Annotated in this window: 17 protein-coding genes; 5 read left to right on the forward strand and 12 right to left on the reverse strand. The window is 39.2% G+C overall.

Going from position 1 to position 17,888, the window contains the following annotated elements:
* Positions 1 to 8: 8 nt before the first annotated feature.
* From rsfS to ADIARSV_RS09690, 3 genes are all read left to right on the forward strand, one after another.
* The gene (gene rsfS, locus ADIARSV_RS09680; protein WP_016195313.1) at positions 9 to 383 is read left to right on the forward strand and encodes a ribosome silencing factor; all 375 of its coding nucleotides are present in this window, start codon (positions 9 to 11) and stop codon (positions 381 to 383) included.
* Between the two features lie 24 nt (positions 384 to 407).
* Positions 408 to 2,528 (forward strand): ATP-dependent zinc metalloprotease FtsH, encoded by a 2,121-nt coding sequence (ftsH, locus tag ADIARSV_RS09685; RefSeq protein WP_016195314.1) that lies wholly within the window; start codon positions 408 to 410, stop codon positions 2,526 to 2,528.
* Between the two features lie 144 nt (positions 2,529 to 2,672).
* Complete coding sequence (locus tag ADIARSV_RS09690; protein WP_016195315.1) at positions 2,673 to 3,311, forward strand: LutC/YkgG family protein; 639 nt, start codon at positions 2,673 to 2,675, stop codon at positions 3,309 to 3,311.
* Positions 3,312 to 3,351: 40 nt separating this feature from the next.
* Here the strand turns inward: ADIARSV_RS09690 and ADIARSV_RS09695 are convergent, their stop codons facing one another.
* The 12 genes from ADIARSV_RS09695 to mutY all read right to left on the reverse strand — a co-directional run bounded on the left by ADIARSV_RS09695 (position 3,352) and on the right by mutY (position 16,158).
* Complete coding sequence (locus ADIARSV_RS09695) at positions 3,352 to 4,608, reverse strand: pyridoxal phosphate-dependent aminotransferase (RefSeq protein WP_016195316.1); 1,257 nt, start codon at positions 4,606 to 4,608, stop codon at positions 3,352 to 3,354.
* Between the two features lie 18 nt (positions 4,609 to 4,626).
* Positions 4,627 to 5,958, reverse strand: coding sequence for an argininosuccinate lyase (gene argH, locus ADIARSV_RS09700; protein WP_016195317.1), 1,332 nt, complete (start codon positions 5,956 to 5,958; stop codon positions 4,627 to 4,629).
* 43 nt (positions 5,959 to 6,001) lie between these two features.
* Entirely contained in the window at positions 6,002 to 7,063 is a 1,062-nt protein-coding gene (locus tag ADIARSV_RS09705; RefSeq protein WP_016195318.1) for a M20 family metallo-hydrolase, read from the reverse strand.
* Between the two features lies 1 nt (position 7,064).
* Positions 7,065 to 7,886, reverse strand: a complete 822-nt coding sequence (gene proC / locus ADIARSV_RS09710) for a pyrroline-5-carboxylate reductase (protein ID WP_016195319.1) — start codon at positions 7,884 to 7,886, stop codon at positions 7,065 to 7,067.
* Between the two features lie 458 nt (positions 7,887 to 8,344).
* Entirely contained in the window at positions 8,345 to 9,130 is a 786-nt protein-coding gene (argB, locus tag ADIARSV_RS09715) for an acetylglutamate kinase (RefSeq protein ID WP_016195320.1), read from the reverse strand.
* Positions 9,131 to 9,138: 8 nt separating this feature from the next.
* Positions 9,139 to 10,098: a Rossmann-fold NAD(P)-binding domain-containing protein gene (locus ADIARSV_RS09720; protein WP_016195321.1), complete on the reverse strand. Its 960-nt coding sequence runs from the start codon at positions 10,096 to 10,098 to the stop codon at positions 9,139 to 9,141.
* A gap of 38 nt (positions 10,099 to 10,136) precedes the next feature.
* Complete coding sequence (locus ADIARSV_RS09725) at positions 10,137 to 11,270, reverse strand: aspartate aminotransferase family protein (RefSeq protein WP_016195322.1); 1,134 nt, start codon at positions 11,268 to 11,270, stop codon at positions 10,137 to 10,139.
* Between the two features lie 10 nt (positions 11,271 to 11,280).
* A complete protein-coding gene (argC, locus tag ADIARSV_RS09730; RefSeq protein ID WP_016195323.1) occupies positions 11,281 to 12,267 on the reverse strand; it encodes an N-acetyl-gamma-glutamyl-phosphate reductase in 987 nt (328 codons plus the stop codon).
* Positions 12,268 to 12,289: 22 nt separating this feature from the next.
* Positions 12,290 to 13,486: an argininosuccinate synthase gene (locus tag ADIARSV_RS09735; protein WP_016195324.1), complete on the reverse strand. Its 1,197-nt coding sequence runs from the start codon at positions 13,484 to 13,486 to the stop codon at positions 12,290 to 12,292.
* Positions 13,487 to 13,533: 47 nt separating this feature from the next.
* Positions 13,534 to 14,217, reverse strand: coding sequence for a GNAT family N-acetyltransferase (locus tag ADIARSV_RS09740; protein WP_016195325.1), 684 nt, complete (start codon positions 14,215 to 14,217; stop codon positions 13,534 to 13,536).
* A gap of 430 nt (positions 14,218 to 14,647) precedes the next feature.
* Positions 14,648 to 15,085 carry a single-stranded DNA-binding protein gene (locus ADIARSV_RS09750; protein ID WP_016195326.1) on the reverse strand — a complete coding sequence of 146 codons (438 nt, stop codon included), beginning with the start codon at positions 15,083 to 15,085 and terminating at the stop codon, positions 14,648 to 14,650.
* A gap of 23 nt (positions 15,086 to 15,108) precedes the next feature.
* A complete protein-coding gene (gene mutY, locus ADIARSV_RS09755; RefSeq protein WP_016195327.1) occupies positions 15,109 to 16,158 on the reverse strand; it encodes an A/G-specific adenine glycosylase in 1,050 nt (349 codons plus the stop codon).
* A 367-nt stretch (positions 16,159 to 16,525) separates the two neighbouring features.
* On the opposite strand from mutY, the gene ADIARSV_RS09760 reads away from it, so the two are divergent.
* On the forward strand, positions 16,526 to 16,858 hold the full coding sequence (locus ADIARSV_RS09760; protein WP_016195328.1) for an HU family DNA-binding protein: 333 nt from the start codon (positions 16,526 to 16,528) through the stop codon (positions 16,856 to 16,858).
* Between the two features lie 10 nt (positions 16,859 to 16,868).
* On the forward strand, positions 16,869 to 17,714 hold the full coding sequence (locus tag ADIARSV_RS09765; protein ID WP_016195329.1) for a tetratricopeptide repeat protein: 846 nt from the start codon (positions 16,869 to 16,871) through the stop codon (positions 17,712 to 17,714).
* Positions 17,715 to 17,888: the final 174 nt, after the last annotated feature.

Here is a 17,888-nt window from a genome sequence, read left to right on the forward strand (position 1 = left end):
TTTTTTTAATGATAAAAAACAAAGGAGTTAACGAATCTACTTACATTTCAGAACTGGCCATATTTGGAATTCAGGAAAAAAAAGGAAATCAAATAGTAAGATTAGATTTAAGAAATATTAATAGTTCTGTTGCAGATTATTTTGTAGTCTGCCATGCGGAATCAACCACCCAGGTTAAAGCAATCACAAAAAGCATTGAAGATGAGGTCTATAAAGTGACCGGTGAATGGCCCTTAAGAGTTGAAGGCCTTCAACATGGCGAATGGATCCTTTTGGACTATGTGGACGTAGTTATACATGTTTTTAAAACTGATAAACGCGAATATTACGGTATCGAAGAGTTGTGGGGAGATGCTGAGACTATGCACTATCAAAGTGCCTAAAATTTGTTTAAATAATATTCAAAAATGAAAGACGTAAATACCGATAATAAAAAAGGGTTTATCAAAAAGACAGGAAAGAAATTAGTTCCTAAACCACCGCGGTTTAATATCATGTGGGTATATGCAGGAATTATTCTGCTTCTTTTTGTTGTACAATGGTTTTTTAATAGTCAGACTATTAAAGAAATCAGTTACCAGCAGTTCGAAACAGAGTACCTTAAACCAAGGGACGTAGAAAGAATTGAGGCATATAAAAGCAATGACTATGTTGTTGCCGAAGTTTTTATCAAACCAGACAGGCTAAAAGAGGCTAAGTACAAAGATGTCCGCCCTCAGGATAATCTTAGTATGAAAAATACCGCTGCAACTCCTCAGTATAAGTTTACTGACGGTTCGTTTGACGGACTTCAAGCCAAATTAAAAGAAGCCGAAAAAGATTTGCCAGCCAATCAACGTACTCCGCTGAAGTTTAGCACACGTGAGAATTTCTGGGCAAGTTGGTTTATGTCCATCATTCTTCCGGTTTTATTACTAATTGGATTCTGGATCTTTATTATGCGCCGTATGGGCGGTGGTGCAGGTGGTGGTGCAGGTGGTCAGATTTTCAATATTGGAAAATCAAAAGCGACCCTGTTCGATAAAGAAGCACAAGTATCTGTTACCTTTAATGATGTTGCAGGTCTTGAAGAAGCGAAACTTGAAGTCATGGAAATTGTGGATTTCCTAAAGAATCCTCAGAAATACACTAACCTAGGGGGTAAAATACCTAAGGGAGCACTTTTAGTAGGTTCACCAGGAACTGGTAAAACGCTACTAGCTAAGGCTGTAGCAGGAGAAGCACAGGTTCCTTTCTTTTCTCTATCCGGATCAGATTTCGTTGAAATGTTTGTAGGGGTTGGTGCTTCCAGAGTACGTGACTTATTTAAACAGGCTAAAGAAAAGGCACCATGTATCATCTTTATTGATGAAATTGATGCTATTGGCCGTGCCAGAGGGAAAAACAACATTGTTGGGGGTAATGATGAGCGAGAAAATACACTGAATCAATTGTTGGTTGAAATGGATGGTTTTGGTACCGATTCGGGGATCATAATCCTTGCAGCTACCAACAGACCTGACGTGCTTGACTCCGCTCTATTGCGCCCAGGACGTTTTGACAGACAAATATCTATTGATAAACCCGATTTAGTTGGTCGTGAACAAATATTTAAAGTTCACCTTGGCCCTCTTAAACTAGCCGAAGAAGTAGACCCTAAAAAGCTCTCTGCACAAACACCAGGTTTTGCGGGAGCTGAAATTGCGAATGTTTGTAATGAGGCTGCCTTAATTGCTGCACGTAGAAACAAAACAGCGGTGGACATGCATGATTTTCAGGATGCAATTGACCGTGTAATTGGTGGGTTAGAGAAAAAGAACAAGATCATCTCTCCAGAAGAGAAGCTTATTGTTGCTTATCATGAAGCGGGACATGCTATTGCAGGATGGTTCCTTGAGCATGCCGATCCATTGGTTAAGGTATCTATTGTTCCTCGTGGTGTTGCTGCCTTAGGTTATGCGCAGTATTTACCAAAAGAACAGTTCCTTTATACCACAGAGCAGCTTACAGATAGCATGTGTATGACACTTGGTGGTCGTGTAGCTGAGGATATTGTATTCAACAAGATCTCTACTGGTGCTCAGAATGACCTGGAACGGATCACTAATCTGGCTTACGGAATGGTATCTGTTTATGGTATGAATGAAAAAGTAGGTAACATTTCATTTAATCACCAGGATCAGCAGTTTATCAAACCGTATTCTGAAACTACAGGTGAGCTGATAGACTCTGAAGTTCGTATCCTAATTAAGTCAGCTTATGACAGAACGAAAGATTTGCTTGTTGAGAAACGCGAAGGACTAGAAAAACTGGCTAGTAAATTACTAGAAAAGGAAATTTTATTCCAAAGTGATTTGGAAGAAATTTTAGGAAAAAGACCTTTCAGCAGCAGAACAACATATGATGAATTTGTGAATGGAGATGATACCGGCGACCAGACTTTGGTAGCGGAGAACTTACATCCTGAACCTTTTGGAGATTCAACACAACCACTTCAAAAAACAGATTCAAACAATTCGGCTGTTTTAAAACCAGATGAAGCATCTTAGTATGTAATTATAAAAGGAGGCTTGTTTTTACATGCATTCTTTTGAAATTTAAATAAATAAGGGTTGTTTCGAATACGAAGCAACCCTTATTTATTTAAATTTTATCTGCCTATATTAAAATTATATTGATCTTCGTAGCACCAAATGAAAGAGACTACTTCTAAAGAAAAAATGCTCAAGAAAATACGGAAAGCTTTGCTTGAAAAGCGGGATAATCCGTATCCAACTCTTGAAGATACTTCTGTATATGAACCTTATACCGACTATCTTGATGTCTTATTTGCTGAACAACTTAGCTTGGTAGCAGGAAAGTTTGTTTTCTGCGAAGATGAACTGCAGTTTGTTGAAAACTTACTTTTGCTAGCAGACGAAAAAGGCTGGAGAAAAATATATTGCTGGGAACCGCCTCTTCAAAAAGTACTTGAACACTTTGAATTTCCGTTTTACAGTACCGATACTGACTTTATCGCTCAGGCGGAAGTAGGGATCACTTTATGTGAATCTTTGGTTGCAAGAAACGGAAGTGTAATTGTATCCAACGGAAATGCAGCAGGAAGAAGATTGAGTATTTATCCGCATTGCCATATTGTTGTGGCCTATACTTCGCAGCTGGTGTTGGACCTTAAAGATGCCTTTAAGCTACTTAAAACAAAGTATGACACGGATCTTCCTTCCATGATATCGGCAGTTACAGGACCAAGCCGTACGGCCGACATTGAAAAAACATTAGTATTAGGAGCACATGGTCCTAAAGAGTTAATCGTATTTCTGCTGGAAGGGTAAAAGCTCATGAGAACCATAAGGTCCACATGAGTTAATATAGTTATTTCAATTTCAATAATGCTTCTTTTACACGGGGAAGCATTTCATTGATATCAGTTAAAGAGCAAGCACCTATAGAAGCTCTGAACCAGTTCACAGAGCTGTCGGCACCAAAGGCGGAGAAGGGAACGAAAGCGGCTTTAGCTTCTTTAATCAGGTAGAAATTGATGTCCTCACTATCTTTTAGCACCTTACCATCAGGGGTGGTCTTACCTGCATAATCGATCTTTAGGGTTAAGTATATCGCTCCCATCGGTTCAATTACATCTACATTCAACCCATCTTCCTTGAATTGCTTAAAGGCAGTATAAATCGTATTTAAGCTATCCTGAATCTTTAGTTTAAAGCCTAATAGAAACTCTTGTACCTTTTCTTTATTCTGTAAAAATGCAGCCATTGCAAATTGCTCAGGCTTAGGAGCCCACGCGCCCATGTGCATCACCAGGATTTTCATCTTTTCAATTACTTCGGCAGGACCAAAGCCCCAACCTACACGCACGCCTGTAGAGGCAAAACATTTAGAGGCACCATCTACATAGATCACATAGTCCTTCATTGCCGGCCGTAAAGAAACTGGATCATAATGAACATGTTTCCCAAAGGTTAGCATCGAATAGATTTGGTCATAAATTACATACAAAGGTTTTGTACCTGGCTCACGCTGACTATTTTCCTCTAATACAAGATCACAAATCTCTTCCAGATCCTTTTTAGTAAACATGGTTCCTGTTGGATTTAAAGGAGAGCATAATGCCAGTAAGGTAGCACCCTTTACATGAGGACGAAGATCTTCGGCTGAGGGCATGAAATTATTGTCGGGACTAGTAGTCACAGCAACAGGTACAGCGCCAACCAGGGAACTATAATGATCATTGTTCCATGATGGAGCTGGATAGATCACCTTATCACCCGGATCAACCAAAGCCATATAAGCCGAATAGATGAGCGGACGAGAACCACAGGAAACAAGAATTTGATTGATATTGAAATCTAATGCATACGTATTCTTCAGGTAACTGCTGATATTTTCCCTTAAAGGCAGAATTCCATCAGCGGGAGGATAATTGGTATTATGCTCATCGTAAGCCTTTTTAATGCCATCCTTCAGTGCTTCAGGAATAGGGAAAAGAGAAGGATCAAAGTCGCCAATAGTTAAATTAGCGATCTTTTGCCCTTGCTTTTTAAGTTCATTGATCTCTCCTGCAATTTTAATAATTTCTGAGCCTTTTAATTTTTTTGCTAAACGTGATACACTCATTATAGATGATATATTTGGTTAAGATACAAGGGCTTTAATGGCCGCTTCTACTTTGGTAAAGTTAAAATTTGCTACAACAGCATGAAATGAATCTGTAATTTCCTGATTACATAAATTGCCAATGCTTCCTTCATGGACATGCTTAACGGATGCCGGGGCTTTAAAATTACCACTTTCAATCGCTAAACCCACTTTTTTATATGCTTCGCGGAAGGGCATTCCATTTAGAACTTCCTCATTCACGGCATCGACACTAAAAAGGTAGGCATATTTAGGGTCTTCAAGAATATCTGCTTTTATGGTGATATGCTTCAACATAAAAGCGGTCATTTCGAGGCATTCATTCAAAGAAATAAAAGCAGGGAAAAGACTTTCCTTTAATAACTGAAGGTCTCGGTGGTAACCTGAAGGCAGGTTAGTCGTCATCATTGCAATCTCATTCGGCATGGCCTGAATCTTATTACAACGGGAACGAATGAGTTCGAATACATCAGGATTCTTTTTATGGGGCATAATGCTCGATCCTGTTGTCAGTTCATCCGGGAATTTAATAAAACCAAAATTCTGATTGATAAACAGGCAAACATCCATGGCAAGTTTAGCCAGTGTAGCGGCAACAGAAGACATCGCCTGAGCGAGGATCCGTTCCGTTTTACCTCTACCCATCTGTGCATAAACAACATTATAGTTCATGGAATCAAATCCGAGAAGTTTTGTTGTCATGGTACGGTTCAGTGGAAAGGAAGATCCATATCCGGCAGCAGAGCCTAAAGGGTTTTTATTGCAGATTTTCCAGGCAGCAAGCATAAGCTCCATATCGTCGGCCAGACTTTCTGCATAGGCACCAAACCACAAGCCAAAAGAAGAGGGCATAGCGATTTGAAGGTGTGTATATCCGGGTAAAAGTTTTTCTTTATGTGTCTCGCTTAACTCGATCAGTAAATTAAATAGAAGAGTGGTATTATCTACCATATTCCTAATTTCGGAACGGAAATACAGCTTTAGATCCACTAACACCTGGTCATTTCTTGAACGGCCACTATGGATTTTCTTACCCGCATCACCAATGTGTTTGGTAAGTTGTAGCTCTACCTGAGAATGCACATCTTCAACACCTTCCTCGATAGTAAACTTGCCGTCCTGAATATCCTGATAGATAATTTTAAGTCCTTTTTGAACAGCATCCAGGTCTTCTTTGTTAAGGAGGCCAATACTTTCCAGCATTCTGGTATGTGCCAGCGAACCCAGCACATCAGCTTCTGCCAGGAATTGATCTAATTCGCGGTCTTTGCCTACCGTAAACTTCTCTACCGATCCGGACACTTCTTTATCTTTCTGCCAAAGCTTCATCTAGTCTATTATTTTGTTAAGTAATGTATATTAAAAATCCTTATTAGTATATTATTTTATTTAATAAGGCTATATATAGTGCAATTCCCTCTTCGATCTCCTTGGCAAAAATATATTCGTCTGCCATGTGGGAGCGTCCAGAATCACCTGGTCCTATCTTAAGCGATGGAATATTTAGTAATGCCTGATCGCTTGTTGTAGGGGATCCGTAGGTTTCTCTACCAAGATCAATACCTGCCTGTACAATAGGGTGGCTTTTATCAATTGATGAAGGCTTAAGTCGTAAAGATCTGGCTTTTACGGTACAAGAAACATGAGATCTGATGATTTCCAATACCTCTTCCATGGTATAAACATCTGTAACCCGCACATCAACAGTAAAGGTACAAGTAGCAGGTACAACATTATGCTGAGAGCCTGAATTGATGATCGTTACCGACATTTTAACAGGACCAAAAACATCCGACTCTAAAGGGAAGCGAAATGTGCGAAACCATTCAATATCTTTAAGGGCCTTGTAGATCGCATTATCGCCCTCTTCTCTTGCGGCATGCCCTGCTTTACCAGTTGTTGTACAATCGAGTACCATCAATCCCTTTTCCGCAATAGCCAAATGCATTTGTGTTGGTTCGCCAACCAGAGCAAAATCAAGCTTACCTAAATCAGGGATAATCAATTCAATTCCGTTAAGTCCCGAAATTTCTTCCTCTGCAGTTGCAGCCAGACAAAGGTTATAACGTAAGCCTGTTTCAGTATAGAAATGCCTGAATGCAGCTATTAGGGATACTAATGCCCCTCCAGCATCATTACTTCCCAGTCCATACAATTTTCCATCTTCTACATCTGCAGAAAAAGGATCCCTGTTATAACCCATATTAGGTTTCACCGTGTCATGATGTGAGTTAAGTAGTATGGTTGGTTTTAAAGGATCGAAGTGAAGGTTATAGGCCCAAATGTTGTTTACTTTCCTTTGAAATGGAATGGAATGCGATAAAAAAAAACCTTCAAGCAGAGCTGCAGTGCCTTGTTCCTCTTTGCTTAAAGAGGGAATTGCAATCAGCTCTTTGAGTAAGCTTATACTTTCAGACCCAAGTTGATTAACCATCCTACTTACTTTCAATATATAGTTCTCCGGCTTTAACTGCGGAAAGTTTTATTCCCTTGATTAGCGAGGAACTAAATCCCTGATGTTCCATTTCGTTCAATCCGGCTATTGTACATCCCTTAGGAGAGGTTACCTTATCAATTTCCTGCTCAGGGTGACTGTGATGTTGCAATAACAAATCGGCAGCACCCTTAGCGGTCTGAACCGCCATCTTCAAGGCTATATCTGCATGAAATCCAATCTCTACCCCGCCTTGCGATGCTGCCCTTATCGCTCTCAAAAAGAAAGCGATACCACAAGCGCACAATGCAGTTGCTGAAGTCATCAGGTCTTCATTAATAACCACTACAGAACCTACGGTTTCAAACATGCTCTGCACTAATGCAACCTGCTCTGTTGATGCATTATCAGAAGCAATACAGGTCATAGACTGTCCGATTGAAATGGCCGTATTGGGCATAACCCGTACAACCTGTACATCGTGACCTAACTTTGCTTTAATATCTTTACAGCTCACTCCTGAAATAACAGAAATAACAAGGTGTTTGCTTGCATCAATTACGGGCTGAATTTCATGTAAAAGGCCATCCAACTGTTGTGGCAGAACCGCAAGGATCACAATAGAGGCATTTTTTACTGCTTCTGGATTATTAGCAGAAACCTGATAACCCATTTGAGCCTGCTCTGTGAGGTGAGAGACATTCCGTCTGGTTAATAATATAGATGCTGCATCCTGGTAATCTGCTTTCACTAAGCCATAAGCAAGTGAAAGACCTATATTTCCACTTCCTAGTATTGCAATGTTTCCATGTATATTTTTCATCAGACTATATTATTAAATATTGATACTTTTCTGAGCCGTTTTAATTGCTTTGCGTTTACTGAATTTTATTACATTTTGATGTTTATCTGAGCAGTTGTAATTGCTTAGATATTAACTTATTACTTTTTGTAATGATGCCTTTCTGAGCAATTGCAATTACTTAGTAATCAACCCATTATTCCTAATACGGATGTCTATCTGAACTATTGCATTGATTATACTAAATTGCTTCTGTTAATATGCCATTCTAATCAGTTAACTGCATTGATTTTGTTGAATTGCCTCTATTAACCTTGATGCTATCCTAAACTTTTCAATTGCTGAATAAACAGTGAAATTATTTCTAAGTATGGATATCTTTCTAAGTAGTTTCAATATCTAAAATATTTTCTTTGTCCGCGTATTCAAAAGGCAATCATAATTTAATATTTTCATTCCATAATGGCTGTATCAGCAATTTAAGCGAATAACCGAGTGCCGAATGATTCTTTTCCCAGCAATTGAAGCTCATCCGATTTCCCTATATAAACTTCAGTCACTCCTTTCTCAATGGCCTGAAAAGCATTATGAAGCTTAGGCAACATACCCCCGGCAATCACATTATCTTCTTTAAGTTTTTTGAATTCAGCTGTATTAATCTCTCTTAAAACCGAAAGATCATCATCCACATCTAAAAGTACACCCTTTTTCTCAAAACAGTAAACCAGGCTCACCTCATATAAAGAGGATAGCGCTACAGCCAAAGCAGAAGCAATTGTATCTGCATTGGTATTCAGCAGCTGGCCTTCTCCATCATGCGTAATGGCAGAAAAGACAGGAACAATACCTGATTTCAATAAAGTACTTAATTTCTCCTCATCAACTGAGGTATCAGATAAATCGCCTACGAAACCATAGTCAATATCTTTAACGGGTCTTTTCGTCGCTTTAATCAAATTGGCATCCGCTCCGGTTAGTCCTATTGCGTTGCAGGAATAGCGTTGAAGTTGTGCCACAATGTTTTTATTGATCAGTCCAGCATAAACCATCGTCACCACCCGTAACGTTTCAATATCTGTTATCCTTCTGCCATCCACCAGTTTAGGCTCAATACCCATGCTATGAGAGAGGTCTGTTGCAATTTTTCCTCCTCCATGAACAAGAATCTTATACCCCTTTAGAGCAGAAAAGTCTTTCAGAAAATGATGCAGGTTCTCGGAGTTGTCAATTACATTGCCCCCTATCTTGATAACATATAATTCCATTAGCCGATTTACAAAGAGGTTAAAAGGTTCTTTAATACCGTTTGTGCTGCCCATAGGCGGTTTCCTGCTTCCTTGATTACCAAAGATTCAGCGCTATCCAGGATTTCTGATGAAAGTTCCAAATCTCTTCTTACCGGCAAACAATGCATTACTTTAGCCTGATTGGTTATTTTAAGGCGTTCTAAATCTAACATCCATCCCTCACCACCTGGTAAAATCTTACCATAGTCCTGATAGCTGGACCAGTTCTTCACATATATAAAGTCCGCATCTTTCAATGCTTCATCCTGATCGTAAATAATCGTTGCATTAGGCGTAAACTCTTCTGCCAGTTCATATCCCCTGGGATGAGTGATGACAAAATCTATCATTCCTTCTGCTTCAGCACGACACATCCATTCGGCAAAGGAATTAGGTACAGACTGAGGCAAAGGTTTAATATGAGGAGCCCAGGATAATACTACCTTAGGACGAGCCGTTTTTTTATATTCCTGAATAGTGATCAGGTCAGCAAAACTCTGAAGGGGGTGACGAGTAGCACTTTCCAGACTTACCACAGGAATGTTGCTGTATTTAATAAACTTATTGAAGATGTCTTCGCTATAATCTGCTTCCCGGTCCTTTAAAGTAGGAAAAGAGCGAAGACCCATGATATCGCAATACTCACCAATCACAGCTGCAGCTTCACGGATATGCTCCACTGTAGTACCATTCATGATTACTCCATCCCTTGTTTCCAATGCCCAGCCTTCCTTATCCATATTCATCACCATCACATTCATCCCCAGGTTCATAGCCGCTTTTTGAGTACTCAAACGGGTACGTAAACTAGGATTTAAAAAGATAAGTCCTAAAGTCTTATTCTTTCCAATATGTTGTAGTGCATAAGGATCAGTTTTTAAAGAAAGAGCTTCTTTAACAAGCTCGTCTACATTGGGAACATCATGAACGGAAGTAAATAATTTCATTTTAAAAGAGTAATTGCCTTAAGCAGCAAAATGAATAATTAAGCGTTTAATACCTGGCCAAATGCATCAAGAAATTGATCCGCATGAGCTTTAGTTAAATTCAGAGCAGGCAATAAACGGATTACATTAGGTTTAGCCTCTCCTGTAAAAATATGATGTTTAAATAATAATTCCTTCTTCACATGAGAAAGCTCTTCAGGAAGATCAATGCCGATCATTAATCCCCGGCCTCTTACTTCTCTTACCTGCTTGAACTTATTTAATTCTTCGGTAAGGTATGCCCCTATTGAAGCGGCGTTTCCCATCAGATGATCCTGCTCAATAACTTCCAGAACAGATAGCGCTGCAGCACAGGCCAAATGATTACCACCAAAAGTAGTACCCAGCATGCCATGCCATGGTTTAAACTTAGGCGCAATAGAAATACCCGCAACCGGAAAACCATTGCCCATACCTTTAGCCATCGTATATACATCAGCATTTACTCCTGCATAATCATGAGAATAGAATTTACCTGAACGGCCATAACCACACTGTACGGAATCAGCAACATATACCGCATTGTACTGATCACATAAAGAACGGATTAATTGCAAAAATTCATTGGTGGCAGGTCTGATCCCTCCAACGCCCTGAATACCTTCTATTAAGACGGCACAGATTTCGTTTCCATAGGTAGTAAAAGCATCCTGCAATGCTTCCAAGTCGTTATGTGGCAAAAACACCACATGATCGGTTTCGTTCACAGGTGCAATGATCTTCGGATTATCTGTACAGGATACAGCTAGTGAAGTCCGCCCATGAAAAGCTCCTTTAAATGCAATAACCTTTTTTCTTCCATTATAAAACGAAGCCAGCTTTAGCGCATTCTCATTTGCTTCCGCTCCTGAATTACATAAAAAAAGTTGATAATCAACCTTTCCAGAAACATGACCAAGCTTTTCTGCTAATTCTTCCTGTCCTCTGATACGAATAGAGTTGGAATAAAAGCCAATTTTATTCAGCTGATCGGTAAGTCGTTCTACGTAATGCGGATGCGTGTGACCAATTGATATAACCGCATGACCACCGTAAAGGTCAAGGTACTCTTGCCCATTATTATCCCATACCAGGCTTCCTTTGCCTTTTACAATTTCAATAGGGTTTAATGGATATACGTCGAATAATTTCATCTCTCAATATTTAAAAAGCTGCTGCTTTTAACTTTAATCCGGCCTGTTCATCCAGTCCGAAAATAAGATTCATGTTTTGAACCGCCTGTCCTGATGCTCCTTTTAACAGATTATCAATAATACTCACAATCAATAACTTGTCGCCATGTTTCTCTACATACAGGAAACATTTATTGGTATTGACTACTTGCTTCAAATCAATATTCTTTTTCAACAAATGTGTAAAGGGATGCTCTTTGTAGTACGACTCAAAAAGGTTTACTGCCTCTTCTTGTGTTAAAGAACACTTGGTATATACAGATGCGATGATCCCTCTTGGAAAGTCACCCCGATAAGGAATAAAGTTAAGTTGATCTTTGTTTAGTGATGACCCTGCCTGTTGAAGCGATTGCGTAATTTCATTTAAATGCTGATGTTCGAATGCTTTATAAACGGAAGCATTATTGTTCCTCCAGCTGAAATGGGTAGTCTGACTTAAACTCTGACCCGCACCTGTAGACCCTGTAGTAGCTGAAATATGCACCTCATCGGTCAACACACCTGCAGCAGCTAAAGGCAGTAAAGCCAGCTGAATACAAGTAGCAAAACATCCCGGATTAGCAATATGTTGTGCCTTTTTAATAGCATCACGTTGCAGTTCAGGGAGTCCGTAAACGAATTCACTTCCTTTATAAGTTGCATTGTTGCTCAACCTGAAATCCTGACTTAAGTCAATTAAATGAATATTACTGTGTATCTCATGGCTCTCCAGAAACTTCCTTGCATCACCATGACCTACACATAGAAAAAGAACATCAATTTCTTGTGTGAGCTCCTGAGTAAACACCAGGTCAGTATCGCCTGTAAGATCAGTATGCACATCCGAAATAAGGTTCCCAGCATTACTGTTGCTATGTACGAAAGTGATTTCCACTTGGGGGTGATTGACCAGTAAACGGAGAAGTTCTCCCCCTGTATAGCCGGCACCACCGACAATTCCGGCTTTAATTTTCTTCATTCTTCTATCTTAAGCCTGTCAATCAGGAATTGGAGGCATTTACTTTATGCCAGATCGATACCTGGTTACCAAATATTTTAGAAAATCCCTTTACGTCATCTCCGGTATAACCTTCATTCATTTCACCATAACTACCGAACTTACTGCTCATTAAATCATTATCTGATTCAATTCCCAGCACAACAAAGCGGTAAGGCAATAATTGAATAAATACTTTTCCGTTAACCGTCTTTTGTGAGTTGCTCAGGTAAGCTTCAATATCACGCATAACAGGGTCATGAAACTGACCTTCATGCATCCAGTTGCCATAAAACATCGACAACTGATCTTTCCAGCTTAACTGCCACTTGGTTAAAGTATGTTTTTCCAGAGCATGATGCGCTTTGATAATGACCATTGGGGCAGCGGCTTCAAAACCAACACGTCCTTTAATTCCAATAATGGTATCTCCTACGTGTATATCACGACCTATTCCAAATGGAGCCGCAATAACCTGTAAAGCCTGAATAGCCTGCACCGGATGATCGTAATGTACGCCATTGACAGATGTAAGCTCACCCTTAATAAATTCCAGCTCCAGGTTCTCTGCATCTGTTTTAGTAACCTGAGTAGGCCATGCTTCTTCAGGCAACATGCCGTTTGATGTCAAGGTTTCTTTACCCCCAACAGATGTTCCCCAAATCCCTTTATTAATTGAATATTTAGCCTTTTCCGCATTGATCTCTACACCATGACGATGCAAATACTCAATCTCCTCATCACGGCTTAACTTCAAGTCACGAATCGGTGTAATAATACCCACTCCAGGAATCAGGATATTGAAGATCATATCAAAACGAACCTGATCATTACCTGCACCTGTACTTCCGTGAGCAACAAAGTCTGCATGAACATCTTTCGCATAATTTGCTATAGCAGTGGCCTGCGTAACCCTTTCAGCACTTACAGAAAGTGGATAGGTGTTATTTTTCAATACATTACCATAAATTAAATAGCGCAATGAACTGTTATAATAGCCTTCAACTGCATCTACTGCATGGTGAGAAGTCACACCTAGAGCATAAGCCTTTTTTTCAATCAGATCCAGTTCTTCCTTGTTAAAACCTCCGGTATTTACAATAACCGAATGTACTTCAAGGTCAAGATCGCGGGATAAATAAATAGCACAGTATGAAGTATCTAATCCACCACTAAAGGCTAAAACAACTTTCTTTTTCATTTCAGTAATTTATATGATCATGATGTCTGCAACTGACACCCAATACGTTAAGAATGAAGAACAGCGGTATACAGCATCTTTGCCGATCCCTTTAGTTTTTCTTCTATACGTTCAAATAACGACGACTTGCGCGTTACCTTATTTAGCTTTTCGTCTTGCAACCTTTGCTTTTCTTCAAGCTCTTTCATTTTTTCCACAGGATCATAAAGCATTGCTGTACACAGACAATTCTTTCTTTCCTTCATGGTTAGAATATCAAAATTCACACAACTCTTGCAGCCACTCCAAAATTTCTCATCTTGTGTAAGTTCGGAATAAGTTACCGGTTCATACCCAAGTTCTGAGTTAATTTTCATTACAGCAAGACCGGTAGTTAAACCGAAGATCTTAGAGTCAGGGTATTTTTCCCTTGAAAGTTTAAATATTCTATTCTTTATGGCTTTAGCTAGGCCACATTTACGGTAAGGGGGATTGACAATCAAACCTGAGTTGGCCACAAATCCTTCATGTCCCCAAGTTTCGATATAACAAAACCCAGCCCATGTACCATCCTGATGAATCGCGATGACAGCTTTTCCTTCACGCATTTTATTGGCCACGTATTCGGGACTTCTACGTGCTATTCCGGTTCCACGAGCTTTCGCGGATTCTGCCATTTCATCACATATCTGTTCGGCATAACTGGTATGCAATTCAGAAGCTACTATTACAGAGAAATCTTTTTCGTTCATTTTATGAAAATCCGCTCTTCACGGATGAAGACTATGACGTCTTTAGTTTTTCAGAAAAATTGTTAATTGAATTCTGCGGGAAGCAGAATCTAGAGAGGGGGAATTCATTATAGTTTTCAAACCCTTGGCATAAAGGGTCGTCGGTGTCTGAACACCAACTTTGCATTGATATTCTTTTCACCTATCACAACAGTAACATGCCCAATCATAGCTGGGGATGCCGTAGTAATGTTAAAAAGAGACTTGTTCATTTCGATATGACTTACTTGGTAAAACTTATTAATACCATACAAAATTATTGATTTTAATTTTAGTATCATATAATCATTCGTGTTTTTATTCATCTGCAAGTCAATAAACAACGAAATGTGGGATCAAGAAATTGAACACAAAGGGCAGATTATCATATTTCTACCCTTTATGCTTGCTTTTAGAAGGGTAAATCATCCGAAGTATCAGGAGCGAAATCTACTGCTGGTTCCTGGTGATTAGAGGTGTTCTTCTCATCAGTACTATTAGATTGTTCATCTCCAGAGCTACTCTTTTTGCCCAACATGGTAAAATTATCGGCTACAACTTCTGTCTGATAACGCTTAACTCCATTCTTATCATCATAAGAGCGGGTTCTAAGTTTACCTTCCACATAAATCAATTCACCCTTCTTCAGGTATTTTTCTGCTACATCTGCTAAACCCCTCCAAACTACAATATTATGCCATTCGGTTTGTTCAACTTTCTTGCCATCTCTCGTATAATTTTCCGAGGTCGCTAAGGTAAAACTAGCCACACTTGTCCCATTTTCTAAATGCCGGACCTCAGGATCTTTACCCAGATGTCCAACCAATATTACTTTATTTACTCCCGCCATAATTTAATTTTTTATTAGTCGCGTCAATGTACTAAGTTTCTTAGAAAGGAGAAAATTATTTTTGGTTGAGCCATCTTTTCCAAATCATCAAAACGGATATACGACCAGTTTACTTTCTGCGCTAGTGTTAAGTTAAAATCTTGAATGACAATAAATTGAGCATATATAGTTTGATGGCTCAAGAGATGTTTTGCCGAGCGATATACCGATTCTGGCCTAACATTCGCACCAAAGATTTCTACAAATTCGGGCAAGGCTAAAACAGCAGGAGCATCAAGAGCAGTATCCGTTTCAAACAAAGGAAAATCGTATAGATTCTCCCAGATATCCTTAGGTCCCCTTTTATTCATCAGCACCGCGTTATCCTTCAAAACAACCACATAATTGAAATACCTCGAGCGGGAACTGCCACCTTTCTTTTTTACAGGAAGATTTCCAATTTCGCCCTGTTTCAAGGCATAACAATCCTGGTTAAGCGGACAAATTACACAATCAGGAGATTTAGGTTTACACACAAGAGCACCAAATTCCATCATCGCCTGGTTGCTTAACCCAGGTTGCTCTTTATTCATGACCTCATTGGCCAGTTGAGTAAATATTTTCTTACCCTGGGAACTATTAATCACCTCTTTAATGCCAAAATAACGAGAAAGGAGTCTAAAAACGTTTCCATCAACAACCGCTCTGGGCTCATTGACAGAAAAAGACGATATGGCAGCAGCCGTATATTCTCCAATGCCCTTCAATTGAATCAAATCATCATACCTGGTTGGGAAAAGCCCCCCATGATTTTCCATCACAAGCTGTGCCGTAGCATGCATATTTCTTCCTCTGGAATAATAACCAAGTCCCTGCCAAAGATTCAAAATATCATTTTCTGCAGCACCAGCAAAATCAGCAACCGCAGGATATTTCTCCTGAAAACGATTAAAATAAGGCATACCCTGCTCTACACGGGTTTGCTGAAGGATGATTTCAGAGAGCCAAATCACGTAAGGATCACTGGTATTTCGCCATGGAAGATCACGTTTATTCTGCTGATACCACCCCATTATTTCATCAATAAACTGCATTATGCAAAGGTGATAAAAAGTATCAAAATTTAAATGAGACATCAGGAATCTGACGTCCAATCAATCAAAATTGGAAATTTGCCACCGACATGAGCAGGATATTCAGGTGTTTGAAAGAAATAACAATAAAAATACAAATATCACATTTGCAGCAATATAAAGTGCTCAAAAGTGCACAGAACACAGATATACAGACTATTTAACCTAAATTAGCAAAATAAAAACACGATTTATTCGTGGTATGTATCTGGCATTTTAGAAGTTAAAAGAAAAATAAATGTTTTTATTTTATGATTACGAATTAAACTAATACTTTTGCAACCCCAAAACAATTAAGAGTTTACGTAAAAAGTTAACATAATAAGATATGACTAAAGCAGAAATTATCGCAGAGATATCCACCAAAACCGGAATCGAAAAGCTAGATGTGCAGGAAGCGGTAGAAGCATTTTTTAAAGTAATTAAAAACTCTATGGTAAATGGAGAAAATGTGTATGTACGAGGCTTTGGGAGCTTTGTTGTGAAAAAAAGAGCAACAAAGACAGCGCGTAACATTTCAAAGAACACAGCCATCATTATTCCTGAGCATTATGTACCAAGCTTCAAACCAGCAAAAGTATTTGTTGAAAAAGTAAAAAACGGTAATGTAACCAAACTTGCAGCAGCAGCTGAAGAAGCAAAATCAGCAGCAGAAGCATAATTTCTGAAGAATGATAAAAGGAAAGCAGATAGCTGTAATTGGTTTAGTGGTGGTGTTAATGGGACTTCTGCTCTCATTAGACATTAAGGGGCTTAAAAAAGGAAACGAGGGACAACATTCTGGCGAAGCAGCCGAAAAAGCGTCTCAACTTCCATTAGTAAGCGTCGAAAGTGTTTCTACTACTGCTAAGCAAGCGTTAAATGCTAACCTATCAGATCAGATATCTTCTCTGGAATCCTCCATTAAATCTGCCGGAGAGCCAGAGAGGTTTAGCCTTCTTAAACAAATTGCTCAAAAATGGGATGATGTAAATCAACCCGCTCCAAGTGCTTTTTACAATGAACAAATTGCTGAAAAGGAAAACACGCTTTCTGCATGGCTTAAAACTGGTGATCTATTTACCAGCGCATATAGCTCAACGAAAGATACCTTAATTCAACCTGCATTGGTTGCCAAAGCACTTGTTTCTTATCAGAAAGCACTGGATTTAAATCCAAAAAGCTTAGATGCTAAAACAGGATTAGGTGTAGCTTATGTAAGCGGCACCCCTGAACCAATGAAAGGTATTACCCTCTTATTGGAAGTGGTTAAGGAAGATCCAAAAAATGTTAAAGCGAATTTAAACCTCGGCCTGTTCTCGATCAAATCAGGCCAGTTCGACAAAGGTGTTATTCGATTTAAGAACGTTCTGGAAAAACAACAACTTCCCGATGCCTGGTTTTATTTGGCCACATGTTATGAAAACCTGGGACAAAAAGAGGAAGCCATACAGGCCTACGAAACAAGCAAGACTCTTGCTGCTGATCCAGGATTCAGCACGTATATAGACCAACGTATTCAAACCTTAAAAAAGTAATTAATTAACAATAAAAACATTTTAAACTAAAAACTATGCCAAGCGGTAAGAAAAGAAAGAGACATAAAATGGCTACCCACAAACGTAAAAAACGTTTAAGAAAGAACAGACACAAGAAAAAGTAGTCTAACTAATATAATTTAGTTCAAAAGACCTCCACGCTTACGCGAATGG

Source organism: Arcticibacter svalbardensis MN12-7 (assembly GCF_000403135.1).
Lineage (GTDB): Bacteria > Bacteroidota > Bacteroidia > Sphingobacteriales > Sphingobacteriaceae > Arcticibacter > Arcticibacter svalbardensis.